Raw genomic sequence first — 15954 nt, 5'->3', positions numbered from 1 at the left:
CGGTGTGAGCAGTGGAGGCCGACTGGTCGACCTCGTGCAGACCCGGATCGACGAGTTCCTCGACGCCCGCTCCCCGATTCTCGCCGCCATCGCTGACGACACGGCGCCGATGAGCTCGATTTCGAGGGAGTTTCTGAGATTCGGGAAGCGGTTCCGGGCCCGGTTCTGCTACTGGGGCTGGCAGTCCGTGCAGGGCGTCGACGATCCCGCTGATTTCTTCGGTGACGTCGGACGCCGGGATCTGCCCGCCGTGATCGGCGTCGCGGCCGCACTCGAGCTCTTCCACGCCGCGGCGCTCGTGCACGACGACCTGATCGACGCGTCCGACACCCGGCGCGGCGCGCCCTCCGCCCATCGGCGGTTCGAGCAGGTGCACCGCGGCGGCGGCTTCCTCGGCGACGCGACCCGGTTCGGCTCGTCGTCCGCGATCCTGCTCGGCGACCTGCTGCTCGTCTGGAGCGACGAGCTGTTCGCCGACTCGCTCGACGGGCTCGCCGACCGCAGCAACGCGAAGGCGGCGAGAGCCGAGTTCAACCGGATGCGCACCGAGGTCACCGCGGGGCAGTACCTCGACATCGTGGCGGAGGCCTCCTGGCCGAACGTGCCGCCGGGCCGGGAGGTCGACACGGCGCTGAACGTGATCGCCTACAAGTCGGCGAAGTACTCGATCGAGGCGCCGCTCGCGATCGGCGGTTCCCTCGGGGGCGCCTCGCTCGCGCAGATGGCGGCGCTGCGCGAGTTCGGGCTGCCGCTCGGCATCGCGTTCCAGCTGCGCGACGACCTCCTCGGCGTGTACGGCGACGCCGAGCTGACCGGCAAGCCCGCAGGCGACGACCTCGTGGAGGGCAAGCGCACGGTGCTCGTGGCGCTCGCGCGCCAGGCGCTGCCCGCCTCCGCCCGCCGGACCGTCGACGAGCTGCTCGGCGATCCCGAGCTCACGGGCGAGCAGATCCGCATGCTCCAGGAGACGATCCGGGCCTCAGGGGCGATCGACGAGGTCGAGCGCATGATCACGGAGAACGTGGACCTGGCCCTCGAGGCGCTCGACGGGGCGCCGCTGACCGCCGATGCGCGCGACGCGCTCACCCGGCTCGCGGAGTCGATCAGCGTCCGCGCGTCCTAGAGGGCGAGGGCCTGCGCCACGCGGCGCACCTCGGCCTTGCGGCCGCCGTGCAGCGCGTCGATCGGCGCCGTCCCGAGGCTCTCCTCCGGCTCGAGGAGCCACTGGACGGCCGCGTCGTCGCTGAAGCCGCTGTCTGCGAGGAGGATCGCCGTGCCGCGAAGCTCGGGCAGCGGTCCCTCCTCCGTCAGGAACACCTCCGGGACCCGGAGCACGCCGTCCCGGCGCACCGCGAGCAGATGCCGGTCCTCGATGAGCCGGCGGACGCGGCTCGGCGTCAGCCCCAGCCGCTCGGCGAGATCGGGCACGGTCAGCCAGGTGCGCTCTTCCTCGGTGCTCACGTCACCAGCATGCCAGGGCTCGAACTGGGGGCACGATCCGCCCCGTGGCGCACCGCCCGGTCCGTTGACATCGCGCACCGGGTTTGCGACGGTGCCAGCACGCCCCTCGGGGGAAGGGCGAGAACGGACATCGACGATGAGTTCCATGCTGTCGGAACGGGAGCGGCAGGCGCAGCGCGACGGGGGACGGCACGCGGGCGACCGCGGGCTGCTGCGCTCGAGCCTCGGCGCCGCTGGCAGGCTGCTCGCCCGCACCGTGGGGGCGCCGGCGGACGGCGACGGCCGCTGGTCGCGCCCGGCCGCCGAGCCCGACCCGATGCGGCGTGCCCGCGAGGGCGCCGTCGAGGTCGAGGTCGGCGCGGGCGAGACCGTGTTCGACATCGCGGCGAGGCACGGCGTCTCCACCGCGAGCGTGCTCGCCCTCAACGGGCTCGGCTGGCGCTCGCAGCTGCTGGCGGGACAGACCGTGCTCGTGAAGCCCGCGGACGCGCGGCAGCCGATGAGCCCGGTCGCCGAGGAGCTGCACCGGCACCGGGTCGGCGACGACGAGACCGTCTCCTCCATCGCCCAGCGGCACGGCGTCGCCACGGCGGCCGTGCTGCTCGCGAACGGGCTCTCCCGCGGCAGCACGGTGCGTCCGGGGCAGCAGCTCGTGATCCCCGTGCCGAACCTGCGCAAGACCGGCACCGGCGAGGTCGTGCTGACCGGCGAGATGCGCGACAACGCCCGCGTGGTGGCGGAGGTCGGCCGGATGGTCGGCGTGCCCGACGACGGCATCGTGATCGCGCTGACGGCGGCGATGCAGGACTCCTCGCTGCACAACCTCCCGTTCGGCGAGGGCGACGCGGTTGGGCTGTTCCAGCAGCGGCCGAGCCGCGGGTGGGGCGACGCCGCGACCCTGCTCGACCCGCGCGCCGCCGCGATCGCGTTCTTCGGCGGCGCCGGCAGCGGCGTCGTCGCCCCGGCGGCCGGGCTGCTCGACGTGGGGGGCTGGGAGTTCATGGCCGTCGGCGAAGCCGCCCACGCGGTGCAGCGCAGCGCCTCCGCAGCCGCGTACGGCAAGTGGGAGCGGGCCGCCCGAGGGTGGCTCCGCGAGCTCGAACGGGGCCGCTGACCCCCGTCCGGGGCGGAACCCCGCCGCACCGGTCGCGTGCCCTGACGGCCGCCCGGGCGCTCCTTACACTTCCCGACGTGACCGCCGCTCCTCCCGACCCCATGGTGGGCCGGCTGCTCGACGGCCGCTACCAGATCCGCGCCCGCATCGCCCGCGGCGGCATGGCCACCGTGTACCTCGCCACCGACCTGCGCCTCGAGCGCCGCGTCGCGGTGAAGGTGATGCACGCGCACCTCGCCGACGACGCCGCGTTCCGGGACCGGTTCATCCAGGAGGCGCGGAGCGCCGCGCGGCTCGCCCACCCCAACGTGGTGAACGTCTTCGACCAGGGGCAGGACCTCGGCACCGCGTACCTCGTCATGGAGTACCTGCAGGGCATCACCCTCCGGGACCTGCTCGGCGAGTACGGCCGGCTCACGCCCGAGCAGACGATGGACATCCTCGAGGCGGTGCTCGCCGGGCTCGTGGCCGCGCACAAGGCCGGCATCATCCATCGCGATCTCAAGCCCGAGAACGTCCTGCTGGCCGACGACGGCCGCATCAAGCTCGGCGACTTCGGTCTCGCCCGCGCCGCCACGAGCAGCACCGCGAGCGGGCAGGCGCTGCTCGGGACGATCGCGTACCTCTCCCCCGAGCTCGTCACCAGGGGGATCGCGGACACCCGCAGCGACGTGTACGCGGTCGGCATCATGATGTACGAGATGCTCACCGGCGAGCAGCCGTTCAAGGGCGAGCAGCCCGTGCAGATCGCCTACCAGCACGCGAACGACTCGGTGCCGGCGCCGTCGCTGAAGAACCCCGGCGTGCCCGCGCTGCTCGACGACCTCACCCTCTGGGCGACCGCGAGGGATCCGGAGGACCGCCCGCGGGACGCGCGCGCGATGCTCGACCAGCTCTTCGAGACCCAGCACCTGATGCGCGAGGGCGCGGGCGCGGCCAGGACCGCACCGCAGCGGACGGCGGTGCTCCCTGCGGCCTCCGCGACCCGGGTGCTGTCGACCGCCGATGTGACCCCGATGCCGCGCAGGGCGCAGCCGACCGACGTCGTCGACCGCCTCCGTGCCGCCACCGCTCGCGCGCACCGCCGCGGGGCCTGGGCGTTCGCGGCCGTGCTGGTCGCCGGGGCGATGGCCGCGGGCACGGGCTGGTACTACGGCGGCGGCCCCGGCTCGACGACGAGGCTGGCCAGCTTGAAGGGCATGACCGCGGACACCGCGTCGGCGACGCTGCACGACGCCGGGTTCCGCATCGGCACGACCGGATCGGCCTGGAGCAGCGCGGCGGAGGGCACGGTCACCACCACCGACCCGGGGGCCGGCTCCGCCCTGGCGCCGGGCGCGACCGTGTCGCTCGTCATCTCGAAGGGGCTGCAGCCCGCGACCGCGCCGAGCGTGCAGGACCGCACGGTCGCGGCCGCCACCTCGGCCGTCGACGCGGCGAGGCTCACGCTCGCGGGCACCGTCGCGCGGACGTCGTCGAAGCCGGCCGGAACGGTGCTGCGCCTCATCGACGAGAGCGGGACGACGATCGACCCTGGCGCGGTCCTGCCGGCCGGCGCACCGGTCCGGCTCGTGGTGTCGACGGGCCCGGCGCCGGTCGTCCCCGCGTCGTCCACCTCGACGGCCTGGTCGGCCCCCACCCCGCCCCCCGCCCCCGGGCGCCCGGCCCCCGTCCCGGACCTGTCGGGTGCCCCAATCCAGCGCCGGCCCGCCACTGTTCACCTTCCACCTACGAAGGCTACGGGCGGGGGTGCTTCGCGAGCTCCTCCGCCACCAGGAACGCCAGCTCGAGCGACTGCATGTGGTTCAGCCGCGGATCGCAGAGCGACTCGTACCGGGTCGCGAGGGTCTCCTCGTCGATGTGCTCCGACCCGCCGAGGCACTCGGTCACGTCGTCGCCGGTCAGCTCCACGTGGATGCCCCCGGGATGCGTGCCCACCTGCCGGTGGGCCTCGAAGAAGCCCAGCACCTCGTCGACCACGTCGTCGAAGCGGCGGGTCTTGTAGCCGGTCGGCGTCGTGATCCCGTTGCCGTGCATCGGGTCCGTGATCCACAGCGGCGTCGCCCCGAACCGGCCGACCGCCTCGAGCAGCGGCGGCAGGGCCTCGCGGATCCGCGACGCGCCCATCCTGGTGATCAGGGTCAGGCGACCCGGCTCCCGCTCGGGATCGACGAGGTCGATCAGGCGCTCGAGCTCGTCCGCCGACATCGTCGGTCCGACCTTGACCCCGATCGGGTTGCGGATGCGGGAGACGAAGTCGAGGTGCGCACCGTCCAGCTGCCGGGTCCGCTCCCCCACCCACACGAAGTGCGCCGACGTGTCGACGGGGGTGCCGGTGCGGGAGTCGATGCGGGTCAGCGCGCGCTCGTACTCCATCAGCAGCGCCTCGTGCGCCGTGTAGAACTCGACCCGCTTCAGCTCGTCGAAGTCGGCCCCCGCCGCCTCCATGAACTTCACGGCGCGGTCGATCTCCATCGCGAGACCCTCGTAGCGCTGGTTCGCCGGGTTGGCCGCGAAGCCGCGGTTCCAGCTGTGCACCTCCCGGAGGTCGGCGAAGCCACCCTGGGTGAACGCGCGCACGAGGTTCAGCGTGGACACGGCGGTGTGGTAGCCGCGGACCATCCTGGCCGGGTCGTGGGCACGCGCGGCGGGGGTGAAGTCGTAGCCGTTGACGATGTCGCCGCGGTACGCGGGCAGCGTCGTACCGCCGCGGGTCTCCACGTCGCTCGAGCGGGGCTTCGCGAACTGGCCCGCCATCCTGCCCATCTTCACGACGGGCATGGAGGCGCCGTAGGTGAGCACCACGGCCATCTGCAGGATCGTCTTCACGCGCGCGCGGATCCGGTCCGCCGTCGCGCCCTCGAAGGTCTCGGCGCAGTCGCCGCCCTGCAGCACGAACGCGTGCCCGGCGGCGGCCGTCGCGAGCCGGCTGCGCAGCTGGTCGATCTCGCCCGCGAACACGAGCGGCGGCATGGTGCGCAGCTCCGCGACGGCGGCCTCCGCCGCCTCCTGGTCCTCCCAGGTCGGCTGCTGCCGGACCTCGAGCGTGCGCCAGTGGTCGAGCCCGGCGAGCACCTCAGGGGTGGCGGGCACGACGGTCTCCGTGAGGGGTTGCAGCATCGGTCGGTCTTCCCCGTCGCTCAGGCGGCCTTGGCCGCGGCGCGCCGCAGCGTGCTCGCGTACACGTCGACGTACTCCTGCCCGGACAGCCTGGCGATCTCCACCATGATCTCGTCGGTGATGGAGCGGAGGACGAACCGGTCCCCCTCCATCCCCTCGAAGCGGCTGAAGTCGAGCGGCTCCCCGATCACGATGCCGACCCGGCGCACCTTGGGGATGACCGTGCCGATGGGCATCGCCTTGTCGGTGTCGAACATCGCCACCGGCACGACGGGCGCCTTCGCCTCGAGGATCATCCGCGCGACACCGGTCCGCCCGCGGTACAGCTTTCCCGTCGGGCTCCGCGTGCCCTCCGGGTAGATGCCGAGCACCCCGCCCGCGCGCAGCACCTCGACGCCCGTGTCGAGCGACGCCTCGCTCGCCTTGCCGCCCGAGCGGTCGATCGACAGCTGGCCGATGCCGTTCATGAAGGAGCGGAGCACCCAGCCCTTCAGCCCCCGGCCGGTGAAGTAGTCGCTCTTGGCGAGGAACGTCACCTTGCGCTTCAGCATCAGCGGGAGGAAGAGGGAGTCGACCACGGAGACGTGGTTGGAGGCCAGGATCACCGGACCCGTGGTGGGCACGTTCTCGATGCCGGACACCCACGGACGGAACGTCGAGCGCAGATACGGCCCCAGGAAGAACACCTTGAGGACCCAGTACAGCATCCGGCGGCTCCCTTCCTGCGCGGTTCCGATGAGGGTACCGGCTCGCGGGGTGCCCCTTCCGCGCTCGAGGCGGCGGCAGGCTCAGCCGCGAGGAGCGAACGCCGCGTAGGCGGGGTCCTCGTGCAGGCGGGCGAGGTCCGCCGCCCCCACGACGCCAGCCTCGTTGCCGAGCTCCGCGATGGCGAACTCCGGCTCCGGGTGGAAGCCGCGGGCGGGGAGGTGGTCCGCGAAGGCGCGGCGCACCGGGCCGAGCAGGCGCTCGCCGGCGTCGGCGACCCCGCCGCCGATCACGAAGAGCTGCGGATCGAGCACGACGGAGAGGCTCGCGCAGGCCTGCCCGAGCCAGGACCCCAGCTCGGCCAGCGCCGCGACCGCACCGGGATCGCCCTGCTGGACCAGCGCCCCGATGACCGCGCCGGTCAGCTCGCCGCCCGCCTCCGTCCGCGCCGCGGCCAGCGCGGTCCCGATGCCCCCTGCGTCGGCGACCGCGTTCGCCATCCGCTGCAGGGCCCGCCCGGAGCCGTACTGCTCGATGCACCCGCGGGCGCCGCACCCGCACAGGATCCCGTCGGGCACGACGCGCATGTGGCCGAGCTCACCCGCGACCCCGAACCCCCCGCGCAGCAGGCGGTCGCCCGCGATGACGGCCCCGCCGACCCCGGTGCCGGAGGTGAGCATGACCATGTCGGACACGAGGCGGCCGGCGCCGAACCGGAACTCGGCCCAGCCCGCGGCGTTCGCGTCGTTGTCGACGACGACCGGGAGGCCCAGCCGCTGCTCGAGCCGCTCGCGGAGGGGCTCGTTCCGCCACGGGATGTTCGGCGTGTAGTAGACGGTGCTCTGTCCGGCATCGATGAAGCCGGGCGCGGCGACGCCGACCGGGACGCGCTCGCCGCCCGCGAGCTCGCGGATCATGGCGACGATCGCGTCCTCGATCGCCGTCGAATCGGTCGCGTCCGTCGGCACGCGCTGGAACCCCGTGATCGCGCCGAGCTCGTCGACGACGCCTCCGGCGATCTTGGTCCCGCCGATGTCGATACCGATCGCCTGCACGGATCGAGAGCCTAGAGCCGCGCCCGGCCGCGGCGCTGCGCGGCGGTCCGGGGGCGACGGCTACCATCTGACGACCGACGGCGAAGGAGCATTCGAGTGCAGCAGACCGAGCGGCGGATCCTCACGGAGCCGGAGCCCGCCCTGAACGTGGCGGACCTGCTCGCGCAGCGGGTGGCCAGGACCCCGCAGCTCGTGCTGTTCCAGGTGCCGGAGCCGAACGGCTCGGGAGCGGGCGGTCCGCGCTGGCGTCCCGTCACGGCCGCGGCCTTCCACGCGCGCGTCGTCGCGATCGCGAAGGGCCTGATCGCCTCAGGGATCGAGCCGGGCGACCGGATCGGCCTGCTCTCCTCGACGCGGTACGAGTGGTCCCTCGTCGACTTCGCGGCCTGGTACGCGGGCGCCTTCGTGGTGCCGGTCTACGAGACCAGCTCCCCCGCCCAGGTGCGCCACATCCTCGAGGACTCCGGCGCGTGCGCGATGGTGGTGGAGACCGCGGAGCACTTCGCCCGAGTCGATGAGGTGCTGCCCGACCTGCAGCACGTGCACTCGGTGTGGCAGCTGCACCTCGACGGACTCGACAAGCTCGTCGCGGCGGGGAAGGACGTCACGGACGAGGAGGTCGAGCGCCGCAGGCAGCTCGCCGTGGAGTCGGACATCGCGACGATCATCTACACCGCCGGCACCACCGGGAAGCCGAAGGGCTGCGTCCTCACCCACGGGAACTTCGTCGAGTTGACGCGGAACACGGCCCTCGCGATTCCCGAGATCGCGAACGAGAAGGCCGGGACCCTCCTGTTCGTCACGCTCGCGCACGTGTTCGCGCGGTTCATCTCGGTGCTGTGCGTGCACGCGGGCGTCCGCGTGGGGCATCAGGCGGACACCTCGCAGCTCGTGCCGGCGCTCGGCTCGTTCCGCCCCACGTTCCTGCTCGCGGTGCCGCGCGTGTTCGAGAAGGTCTACAACTCGGCCGAGCAGACCGCCGAGTCCGGCGGCCGCGGCGGCGCGTTCCGCTGGGCCGTCGACGTCGGCGTGCGGTGGTCGGAGGCGAGGACGGCCGGCCGGGTGCCGCTCGCGCTCGCCCTGCAGTACCGCGCCGCCGACGTGCTCGTGTTCCGCCGGCTGCGCGCGGTGCTCGGGGGCGACTGCCGGTGGGCGGTCTCCGGATCGGCCCCGCTCGGGAAGCGGCTGAACCACTTCTACCGCGCGCTCGGCGTGACGATCCTCGAGGGCTACGGGCTGACCGAGACGACCGCGCCGATCACGGTGAACCTGCCCGCGGGCGCGAAGATCGGCACGGTCGGACCGCCGCTGCCGGGCTCCGCGGTGCGCATCGCCGAGGACGGTGAGGTGGAGCTGCGCGGCATCGGCGTCTTCACGGAGTACCACCACAACCCGCAGGCGACCGCGGACGCGTTCCACGACGGCTGGTTCCGCACGGGTGATCTCGGAGCGCTCGACGCGGACGGTCACCTGATGATCACCGGCAGGAAGAAGGAGATCATCGTCACGGCCGGCGGGAAGAACGTCTCCCCCGCCGAGCTCGAGGATCCGATCCGCGCGGATCCGATCGTGAGCCAGGTCGTCGTGGTCGGCGACCAGCGCCCGTTCATCGCAGCGCTCGTGACGCTCGACGCCGACATGCTGCCGTCCTGGCTGAAGAACAAGGGCGAGCGCGCCGACCTCGCCGTCGCGGACGCCGCGGCGCTCCCGGTCGTCCGGGAGGAGATCCAGCGGGCGATCGACGCCGCGAACACGCACGTCTCCCGCGCGGAGGGGATCCGGGCGTTCCGGATCCTCGCCGACGACTTCACGGAGCAGTCGGGCGAGCTGACGCCGAAGCTGTCGATCAAGCGGCATGTGATCCTGCAGAAGCGCGCAGGCGAGATCGACGCGCTCTACGCCGAGGCGAAGAAGGAGCACGCCGCCAGCGCGCGCTGACGCCTCAGCGGAACCAGGGGGCGCGGCGCACCGCGGCCATCGCCTCCTTGCGCACCTCCGGCTCGAGCCGGCTCAGGTAGAGCCGCCCGTCGAGGTGGTCCTGCTCGTGCTGGAGCGCCTCCGCCAGCACGCCCTCCCCCACGACCTCGGTCGCCGTGCCGTCGAGCAGGCGCCCGGTGCTCCGCGCCCACGGGTACCGCTTCGTCGGGAACAGCAGGTCGGGCACCGACAGGCAGCCCTCGTCGAACTCGACCGGCGTGCCGCGCACCTCGGCGAGCTCCGGGTCCAGCAGGTACCCGATGCGCCCGTCGACGTTGTACGCGAACGCGCGGAGCGGCACCCCGATCTGGTTCGCCGCCACGCCCGCGCGACCCGGTACCCGCACCGTGTCGAGCAGGTCGGCCACGAGCGCCTCGAGCGCAGGCCCCGGCGCGCCGACCGGATCGCAGACGCTGCGGAGGACGGGGTCGCCGAACAGGCGGATCTCGCGGACGGTCACCCGTCGCGGCGCGTGGGCAGGCCGTCGGCGACGAGCGCGGCGAGCGTGCGCGCCGCGTCCTTCGTGCCCTGCTTGAGGTGCTTGTAGTCCACGACCGATCCGGCCGCGAGCTGCGGGTCGTACGGGATCCGCACGATGTCGCGCACGCGGGACGCGAAGTGCGACTCGATCTCGTCGAGCTTGACGAGGCTCGTGCCGTGGGTCGCGGTGTTGATCGCGACGACCGCGTTTCGCACCAGGTCCCCGTAGCCGTTCGCCTCGAGCCACGTGAGCGTCTCGGAGGCGAGCCGCGCCTCGTCGACGCTGCCGCCGGAGACGATCACGACGGAATCGGCGCGCTGCAGCGTGGCGCGCATGACGGAGTGCACGATGCCCGTGCCGCAGTCGGTGAGCGCGATCGAGTAGAACCGGGCGGCGAGGTCGGCGACGACGTTGTAGTCGTTCTCGTCGAAGGCCTCCGACAGCAGCGGGTCGGTGTCCGAGGCGAGGATGTCCAGGCGCGTCTCGTCCCGGGACACGAGGGTCGAGAAGTCGGTGAACCCGCTGATCGCGTTGGCCCTGGTCACCACGTCCCGGACGGTCGCCCTGGTCTGCTTGGTGACCCGCTCCGACAGCGTGCCGCGGTCCGGGTTGGCGTCGATCGCGATGACCCGGTCCTCGCGGAGCGTCGCCATCGTCATGCCGAGCAGGGTCGTGACGGTGGTCTTGCCGACGCCGCCCTTGCGGGTGAGCACCGGCACGAACCGCGTGCCGCCCTCGAACGGCTTGGTGATCCGCGCGATCTCGTCCTTCGCCAGCCGGACCTCGGCGGAGTCACCGAGGTTCAGGCGGTGCAGCGTCGCCGCGTAGACGAACTTGTTCCACGCGCCCGTCGGCTTCTCACGGACCCGGCCGCCGTTGTCGATGAGCCGGTCCGGGGTGAGCATCGCGGCCGACTCCGGCTCCCCCGGGGTCGTCGGCGTGCCGTTGCGGCGCTCACGGCGGGTGGCGGAGCCGGCGCCGTCGAGCCGCGGGACCTCGCCCGTGACACCGGGACGGTGGCCGCCGAGCGGTCCGGGCGGCGGCACCGGGGCGCCGAGCAGCGCGTCGTAGGCGCTGCCGGTGCGCCTGGGCACCGGCATCGAGCCGGTGGTACGGGAGGCCGAGCCGCTCGGACGGGGCATCGAGCCGGTGCGGGAGGAGGACGTCCCGGTCGTCGCGCGCGGGGTCGGTCCCGTCGTGAGCGCGCCGATCGCCCCCGCGTCGACGTCCCCGGTGTCGCCCGGCAGGATCGCGACGCTCGACGTCGCGGCGGCGAGCGAGCCCGGGTCCACCGCGACGTCGTCGATCGCGACGGCCGCCTCGTCCTCCGGGATGTCCGACTTCGGGAGCGGGGGCAGGTCGATCTCGATCGAGGGGTGGGGCTGGAGGAAGCGAGGGACCCCGGCGAGGTCCGTCCCCGCGGCTCGGGTCACCAGCGCCACCTGCACGGGGCCCTCGCCGAGCTCGGCGTCGTCCATGCGGGTGCCGTCGAGCAGGCCGCCGGCGGCATCCGGCTTCGTGCGCTTGTTGACCACGGCTTCCACTTCCTCGAGCAGGTCGATACTTCGACTTTAACTTGAGACTTCTTCGACCCCCGGAAGCGGCACGGCGCGGCGGCCGTGTCCCCGCATCTGGGGGCGTGTCCCGAGGGTGTCGGGGACGCGCGTCTGGGTGGACGCCCTCCCAGTGTGCACCCTGGACCCTGCTGGGCGGGCCTTCCCCGATCGGGGAGCCCCTCGCGGATCGCCTGGAGCACGGCGCCGTCGTCGCCGCAGGAGGTACCGGGATCGGGTCGGACCTCGCGGTTCGTCACGGGTTCGGGCGCGGCGCACCCCCGGGGCATGGGGGCTTCCCGGCTAACCTACTGGTCGTGCATGTGCTGAGCGTCTCGTCCTTGAAGGGCGGGGTCGGCAAGACGACGGTGACGCTCGGGCTCGCGTCGGCCGCGTTCGCGCGCGGCGTCTCCACGCTCGTGGTCGACCTCGACCCGCAGGCCGACGTGTCGACGGGCATGGACGTTCCCGTCGCCGCGGTCAACGTCGCCGACGTGCTGGCGAGCCCGAAGGAGAAGGTGGTCCGCGCGGCCATCACGCCGTCCGGCTGGACCCGCGGCCGCGGCGGGGTGGTCGACGTGATGGTCGGCTCGCCCGCGGCGATCAACTTCGACGGCCCGCATCCGTCGGTCCGCGACATCTGGAAGCTCGAGGAGGCGCTCGCGCACGTCGAGGCGGAGTACGACCTGGTGCTCGTCGACTGCGCGCCGTCGCTGAACGCGCTCACCCGCACCGCCTGGGCGGCCTCGGACCGCGTGTCGGTCGTGACGGAGCCCGGCCTGTTCTCCGTGGCCGCGGCCGATCGGGCCCTGCGCGCGATCGAGGAGATCCGCCGGGGGCTCTCCCCGCGCCTCCAGCCGCTCGGGATCATCGTGAACCGCGCGAGGATGCAGAGCCTCGAGCACCAGTTCCGCATCAAGGAGCTGCGCGACATGTTCGGCCCGCTGGTGCTCAGCCCCCAGCTGCCGGAGCGCACGTCCCTCCAGCAGGCCCAGGGCGCGGCGAAGCCGCTGCACGTCTGGCCGGGCGAGAGCGCGCAGGAGCTCGCGCGGATGTTCGACCAGCTCCTCGAGCGCGTGATGCGCACCGGTCGGGTCGGCGAGTTCGCGACGAGCGAGATCCCGACGCAGCTGCCTGCGGGTCGCCCCGCCTAGATCGACGCGCCGTCCCTGATCCGACGCCGCGCGTCGTCGGATCAGGGACGGGGCGTCGATCCGACCGTCGCCGGGCACAGCGAAGGCCCGGACCGGTATCGGTCCGGGCCCTCCGCGAAGTCGTCAGCCGGCGCGCTTGGCGCGACGGAGCGAGAGCTCGTCCATCGGGTCGGCCTGCTCGGACTCGAGCTGGACGAGGTCCGACTGCACGTCGGTCAGCACCTTGCTGACCGCGATGCCGAAGACGCCCTGCCCGCGCTGGAGGACGTCGAACACCTCCTCCTTGGAGGTGCAGAGGTACACGCTCGCGCCGTCCGACATCAACGTGGTCTGCGCAAGATCCGTGATCCCCCAATCACGGAGCTGCTCCACCGCGGTGCGGATCTGCTGCAGCGAGATGCCGGTGTCGAGCAGTCGTTTGACGAGCTTGAGCACCAGGATGTCGCGGAAGCCGTACAGGCGTTGCGAGCCGCTGCCGGCCGCACCCCTGATCGTCGGCTCCACCAACCCGGTGCGGGCCCAGTAGTCGAGCTGCCGATACGTGATCCCCGCTGCGCGCGCGGCGATGACACCGCGGTACCCAGCGGAGTCGTCCAACTCCGGCATGCCGTCCGTGAACAGCAAGCCGAGGTCGTATCGGTCTTCGCTCCGATTCACCTCAGTCAATTTGGACTGCCTTCCACCCCCCACGCGTTCCCTGCGGGCAGCAGGGGCGCGTTCTGTGGGTCACGCTACAGACCGCCTTCGACCCAGGCAACGACATCCGCATCTGCAGATCCGGCGTGTCGCGCTCCGTCACGGGCATCGCGGTCAGGACGCGTGCTTCTCGAGGGCCCGCTTGACCAGGGACTGCCGCACCGTCTCGATGTCGGCGGCGAGCTCGTTCGCCCGCTCGTCGGCGTGCTGCCTGCTCGCCGCGTCCGCGCGACGGCGCAGCGGCAGCAGGGCGTTCGCGACGAGCTCCAGCTCGCGCTCCACGGCGATGCGCAACGCCCGGAGGTGCCGGGGCTCGATCCCGGCGGAGCGCAGGTCGGCGAGGGCGCGCATCGTGGCGACGTCCTCGTCGAGGTAGACCTCCGTGGCGCGGATCAGGCCAGTGGCGATCGCGTCCGCGAGCAGGTCCGGCGTCGCGCCGGCCTCAGCCAGGAGCTCGTCCCTGGTCCACCGGTGCTCGGTGCCGAGGATCGAGATCGCGCCCGTCGCGGTGCCGGGCCACTCCGGGTTGCGTCCCGCGTCCAGGTCGGCGAGGTACTTGCGGATGACCTTGAGCGGCAGGTAGTGGTCGCGCTGCATCAGCAGCACGAGCTTGATGCGCGCGATGTCCGAGTCGGAGAAGTTGCGGTAGCCCGACGCCGTCCTGGCCGGGTGGATGAGCCCGCGATCCTCGAGGAAGCGCAGCTTCGAGGGCGAGAGCTCGGGGAAGTCCGGCTCGAGACGAGCGAGCACCTGCCCGATCGAGATCGCCCCGGTGACCGCTGCCGGCTCCCGGCGATCGGGCAGCGCGGCGCTCATCGGGCGGCGATCCCGGCCAGATCGAGCCGCGAGGCGTAGAAGGTGAGGCGGAACTTGCCGATCTGCACCTCGGCGCCGTCCGACAGCAGCGCCGTCTCGATGCGCACGCCGTCGAAGAACGTGCCGTTCAGGCTGCCGAGGTCCTTGACCTCGAACGCGGTGCCGTGCCGGAGGAACTGGGCGTGCCGCCGGGAGACGGTCACGTCGTCGAGGAAGATGTCCGCCGACGGGTGCCGACCGGCGACCGTGACGTCCTGATCGAGCAGGAACCGGGCGCCGATGTTCGGGCCGCGCCGCACGACGAGCAGCGCGGAGCCGCTCGGCAGGGCGCTGACCGCGGCCTGCTCCTCGGCGGACGAACCCGTCAGCTCAGCGAGCCGGGACCCGAACTCGTACCCGAACGAGGCGGTCGTCTCAGGCCCGCTCGACGGCTCTTCGCGCCGCCTGCGGGGGCGATCGTCGCGTTCATCCGACATCCGGCGACCTCCTCATGGCGCTCCAGGGTAGCGGACCCGGCACCCCCGCCGCCGCCCCCCGTCGGGCACGGTTCGGCCACGGCGTCCGAGCCGCCGGGTAGCGTCGCCGACATGTCCTGCATCCGCTTCACCACCACGGCGCAGCGGGAGTCGATGCGGCGCGACGCGGCCGCCCTCGCGGCGGCGGATCAGGCCGTCCTGCACCTCTCCCCACCGATGACGGCGAGCAAGATCGCCCGGCTGCGACTGCTCGCCGGCCACGACCGCGCGACGATCAGGCAGAGCGTCGCGTCGAACCGCAGCGCTCCGCAGGACCTGCTCGCCGCCCTCGCCGAGGACCGCGACCCCGGCGTGCGCGGGGAGGTGGCGAAGAACGAGGCGACGGACCCGGCGCTCGTCGAGCGGCTGAGCCACGACCGGGACGCGAGGGTGCGCTGCTGGGCGGTGCTCAACCCGACGCTGCCTCGGCCACGGGTGGAGGAGCTCGCCGCGGACCGCGACGCGCAGGTCGCGCGCCTCGCGGGCTGGCGGCTCGGCGCCGAGGTGCCGGCCTGACGGAGGGGCTCCCCGTTCAGAGGAGGTCGAGGAGCCGGTTCGGGCCGATCACGTCCGCGCCGGCGCCCCGCACGCGGTCCCCGAGCCCCCGGTCCGCCGACACCACCGTGACGGCCGAGCCGGCCGCGGCGTCGACCTGCGCGACGATCTCGTCGTCGCCCGAGCCCTCCGCGCGCACGACGTCGAGTCCGTCGACGTCCGCCGCGGCCCTGGCCGCTCCCTCGAGCACCACGACGATCCGCGGCCAGCGGCGCACGACGGGGAGGTCCCCGGTGCCCGCCTCCGGGATCCCCTCGGCGGCGAGCCGCGCGAGCCGGTCGAGCAGACGGCCTGCGGCACCCGCCCGGTCCTTCCACCAGCCGTCCGGCCTGCTGCCCACGACGTTCGCCGCGTCGACGATCAGCACGGGGTCCGTCGCCGCGAGCTGCGGGCGCAGGCGGGGCCACGCCGCGGCGAAGCCCGGGTGCAGATCGCGGTCCGCCACGTGCTCGCCCGCCACCCACTCGAGCGCGGTGCTCTCCCGGTCCGTGACCGAGACGGGCAGCGGGGACGGCGCCGAGACCGCGACGGTCGTGTAGCTCCAGACGCCGAGGTCGAGTCGCACCGCGAACCGCGGACGGAGCGCCGCGATCTCGATCCCCGTCTCCTCGTTCGCCTCCCGCATCGCGCCGGCGAGCGAGGACTCCCCCAGGTGCCTGGCGCCGCCCGGCAGCCCCCAGTTGCCTCCGAAGTGGCTCCAGCCGACCCGGTGCTGAAGCAGCACGGGCCCGCTCGGGACGACCGCGAGCAGG

General features: G+C 73.2%; 15 protein-coding genes and 1 pseudogene. 6 read left to right on the top strand and 10 right to left on the bottom strand.

The window, feature by feature from the left end; all coding sequences use genetic code 11:
- Positions 1 to 4 precede the first annotated feature (4 nt).
- Positions 5 to 1123 carry a polyprenyl synthetase family protein gene (locus ACTHLI_RS01890; protein WP_440181130.1) on the top strand — a complete coding sequence of 373 codons (1119 nt, stop codon included), beginning with the start codon at positions 5 to 7 and terminating at the stop codon, positions 1121 to 1123.
- Here ACTHLI_RS01890 and ACTHLI_RS01885 read toward each other — a convergent pair.
- On the bottom strand, positions 1120 to 1461 hold the full coding sequence (locus tag ACTHLI_RS01885; protein ID WP_440181129.1) for an Rv2175c family DNA-binding protein: 342 nt from the start codon (positions 1459 to 1461) through the stop codon (positions 1120 to 1122). The genes ACTHLI_RS01890 and ACTHLI_RS01885 overlap by 4 nt on opposite strands.
- 145 nt (positions 1462 to 1606) lie before the next feature.
- Between ACTHLI_RS01885 and ACTHLI_RS01880 the strand changes: the two genes are divergently transcribed.
- Together ACTHLI_RS01880 and pknB are read left to right on the top strand one after the other, a co-directional pair.
- The gene (locus ACTHLI_RS01880) at positions 1607 to 2575 is read left to right on the top strand and encodes a LysM peptidoglycan-binding domain-containing protein (RefSeq protein WP_440181128.1); all 969 of its coding nucleotides are present in this window, start codon (positions 1607 to 1609) and stop codon (positions 2573 to 2575) included.
- 101 nt (positions 2576 to 2676) lie between these two features.
- Positions 2677 to 4176: pseudogene (pknB, locus tag ACTHLI_RS01875) on the top strand (Stk1 family PASTA domain-containing Ser/Thr kinase); the annotation flags it as partial.
- Positions 4177 to 4312: 136 nt separating this feature from the next.
- On the opposite strand, the gene ACTHLI_RS01870 reads toward pknB, so the two are convergent.
- The 3 genes from ACTHLI_RS01870 to ACTHLI_RS01860 form a co-directional block, all read right to left on the bottom strand.
- On the bottom strand, positions 4313 to 5695 hold the full coding sequence (locus tag ACTHLI_RS01870; protein WP_440181127.1) for a class II 3-deoxy-7-phosphoheptulonate synthase: 1383 nt from the start codon (positions 5693 to 5695) through the stop codon (positions 4313 to 4315).
- 20 nt (positions 5696 to 5715) lie between these two features.
- Positions 5716 to 6402: a lysophospholipid acyltransferase family protein gene (locus ACTHLI_RS01865; RefSeq protein WP_440181126.1), complete on the bottom strand. Its 687-nt coding sequence runs from the start codon at positions 6400 to 6402 to the stop codon at positions 5716 to 5718.
- Between the two features lie 81 nt (positions 6403 to 6483).
- Positions 6484 to 7455, bottom strand: coding sequence for an ROK family glucokinase (locus ACTHLI_RS01860; RefSeq protein WP_440181125.1), 972 nt, complete (start codon positions 7453 to 7455; stop codon positions 6484 to 6486).
- 96 nt (positions 7456 to 7551) lie between these two features.
- Here ACTHLI_RS01860 and ACTHLI_RS01855 point away from each other — a divergent pair, with 96 nt between their 5' ends.
- Positions 7552 to 9393 (top strand): AMP-dependent synthetase/ligase, encoded by a 1842-nt coding sequence (locus ACTHLI_RS01855; RefSeq protein ID WP_440181124.1) that lies wholly within the window; start codon positions 7552 to 7554, stop codon positions 9391 to 9393.
- Between the two features lie 4 nt (positions 9394 to 9397).
- Here ACTHLI_RS01855 and ACTHLI_RS01850 read toward each other — a convergent pair whose 3' ends face one another.
- Together ACTHLI_RS01850 and ACTHLI_RS01845 are read right to left on the bottom strand one after the other, a co-directional pair.
- Positions 9398 to 9892: a peptide deformylase gene (locus ACTHLI_RS01850; protein WP_440181123.1), complete on the bottom strand. Its 495-nt coding sequence runs from the start codon at positions 9890 to 9892 to the stop codon at positions 9398 to 9400.
- Complete coding sequence (locus ACTHLI_RS01845) at positions 9889 to 11448, bottom strand: MinD/ParA family ATP-binding protein (protein WP_440181122.1); 1560 nt, start codon at positions 11446 to 11448, stop codon at positions 9889 to 9891. The genes ACTHLI_RS01850 and ACTHLI_RS01845 overlap by 4 nt, the downstream gene beginning before the upstream one ends.
- Positions 11449 to 11783: 335 nt before the next feature.
- On the opposite strand from ACTHLI_RS01845, the gene ACTHLI_RS01840 reads away from it, so the two are divergent.
- Positions 11784 to 12620: a ParA family protein gene (locus ACTHLI_RS01840; RefSeq protein ID WP_440181121.1), complete on the top strand. Its 837-nt coding sequence runs from the start codon at positions 11784 to 11786 to the stop codon at positions 12618 to 12620.
- A gap of 123 nt (positions 12621 to 12743) precedes the next feature.
- Here the strand turns inward: ACTHLI_RS01840 and ACTHLI_RS01835 are convergent, their stop codons facing one another.
- From ACTHLI_RS01835 to ACTHLI_RS01825, 3 genes are all read right to left on the bottom strand, one after another.
- Positions 12744 to 13226 carry a MerR family transcriptional regulator gene (locus tag ACTHLI_RS01835; protein ID WP_211342689.1) on the bottom strand — a complete coding sequence of 161 codons (483 nt, stop codon included), beginning with the start codon at positions 13224 to 13226 and terminating at the stop codon, positions 12744 to 12746.
- Between the two features lie 204 nt (positions 13227 to 13430).
- Positions 13431 to 14132, bottom strand: a complete 702-nt coding sequence (gene ftsR, locus ACTHLI_RS01830) for a transcriptional regulator FtsR (RefSeq protein ID WP_440181120.1) — start codon at positions 14130 to 14132, stop codon at positions 13431 to 13433.
- Positions 14129 to 14608, bottom strand: coding sequence for an FHA domain-containing protein (locus tag ACTHLI_RS01825; RefSeq protein ID WP_440181119.1), 480 nt, complete (start codon positions 14606 to 14608; stop codon positions 14129 to 14131). Before ACTHLI_RS01825 ends, ftsR begins: the two co-directional genes overlap by 4 nt.
- A gap of 111 nt (positions 14609 to 14719) precedes the next feature.
- Between ACTHLI_RS01825 and ACTHLI_RS01820 the strand changes: the two genes are divergently transcribed.
- Positions 14720 to 15163: a hypothetical protein gene (locus ACTHLI_RS01820; RefSeq protein WP_440181118.1), complete on the top strand. Its 444-nt coding sequence runs from the start codon at positions 14720 to 14722 to the stop codon at positions 15161 to 15163.
- A 16-nt stretch (positions 15164 to 15179) separates the two neighbouring features.
- Here ACTHLI_RS01820 and ACTHLI_RS01815 read toward each other — a convergent pair.
- Positions 15180 to 15954 (bottom strand): NUDIX domain-containing protein (locus ACTHLI_RS01815; protein ID WP_440181117.1); only part of this gene is annotated, 775 nt, incomplete at its 5' end.

Origin of the sequence: Amnibacterium sp. (assembly GCF_051956055.1) — a bacterium.
In the GTDB taxonomy this organism is placed as follows: Bacteria; Actinomycetota; Actinomycetes; order Actinomycetales; family Microbacteriaceae; genus Amnibacterium.
The sequence above is the reverse complement of the archived record's forward strand: the minus strand, read 5'-3'. Positions and strand labels throughout refer to the sequence as shown.

Bases quoted from the DNA above. Each gene is read 5' to 3' on its own strand.
- ACTHLI_RS01880 (WP_440181128.1), top strand. From the start codon at position 1,607: ATGCTGTCGGAACGGGAGCGGCAGGCGCAGCGCGACGGGGGACGGCAC.
- ACTHLI_RS01870 (WP_440181127.1), bottom strand. From the start codon at position 5,695: ATGCTGCAACCCCTCACGGAGACCGTCGTGCCCGCCACCCCTGAGGTG.
- ACTHLI_RS01865 (WP_440181126.1), bottom strand. From the start codon at position 6,402: ATGCTGTACTGGGTCCTCAAGGTGTTCTTCCTGGGGCCGTATCTGCGC.
- ACTHLI_RS01835 (WP_211342689.1), bottom strand. From the start codon at position 13,226: ATGCCGGAGTTGGACGACTCCGCTGGGTACCGCGGTGTCATCGCCGCG.
- ftsR (WP_440181120.1), bottom strand. From the start codon at position 14,132: ATGAGCGCCGCGCTGCCCGATCGCCGGGAGCCGGCAGCGGTCACCGGG.
- ACTHLI_RS01825 (WP_440181119.1), bottom strand. From the start codon at position 14,608: ATGTCGGATGAACGCGACGATCGCCCCCGCAGGCGGCGCGAAGAGCCG.
- ACTHLI_RS01820 (WP_440181118.1), top strand. From the start codon at position 14,720: ATGTCCTGCATCCGCTTCACCACCACGGCGCAGCGGGAGTCGATGCGG.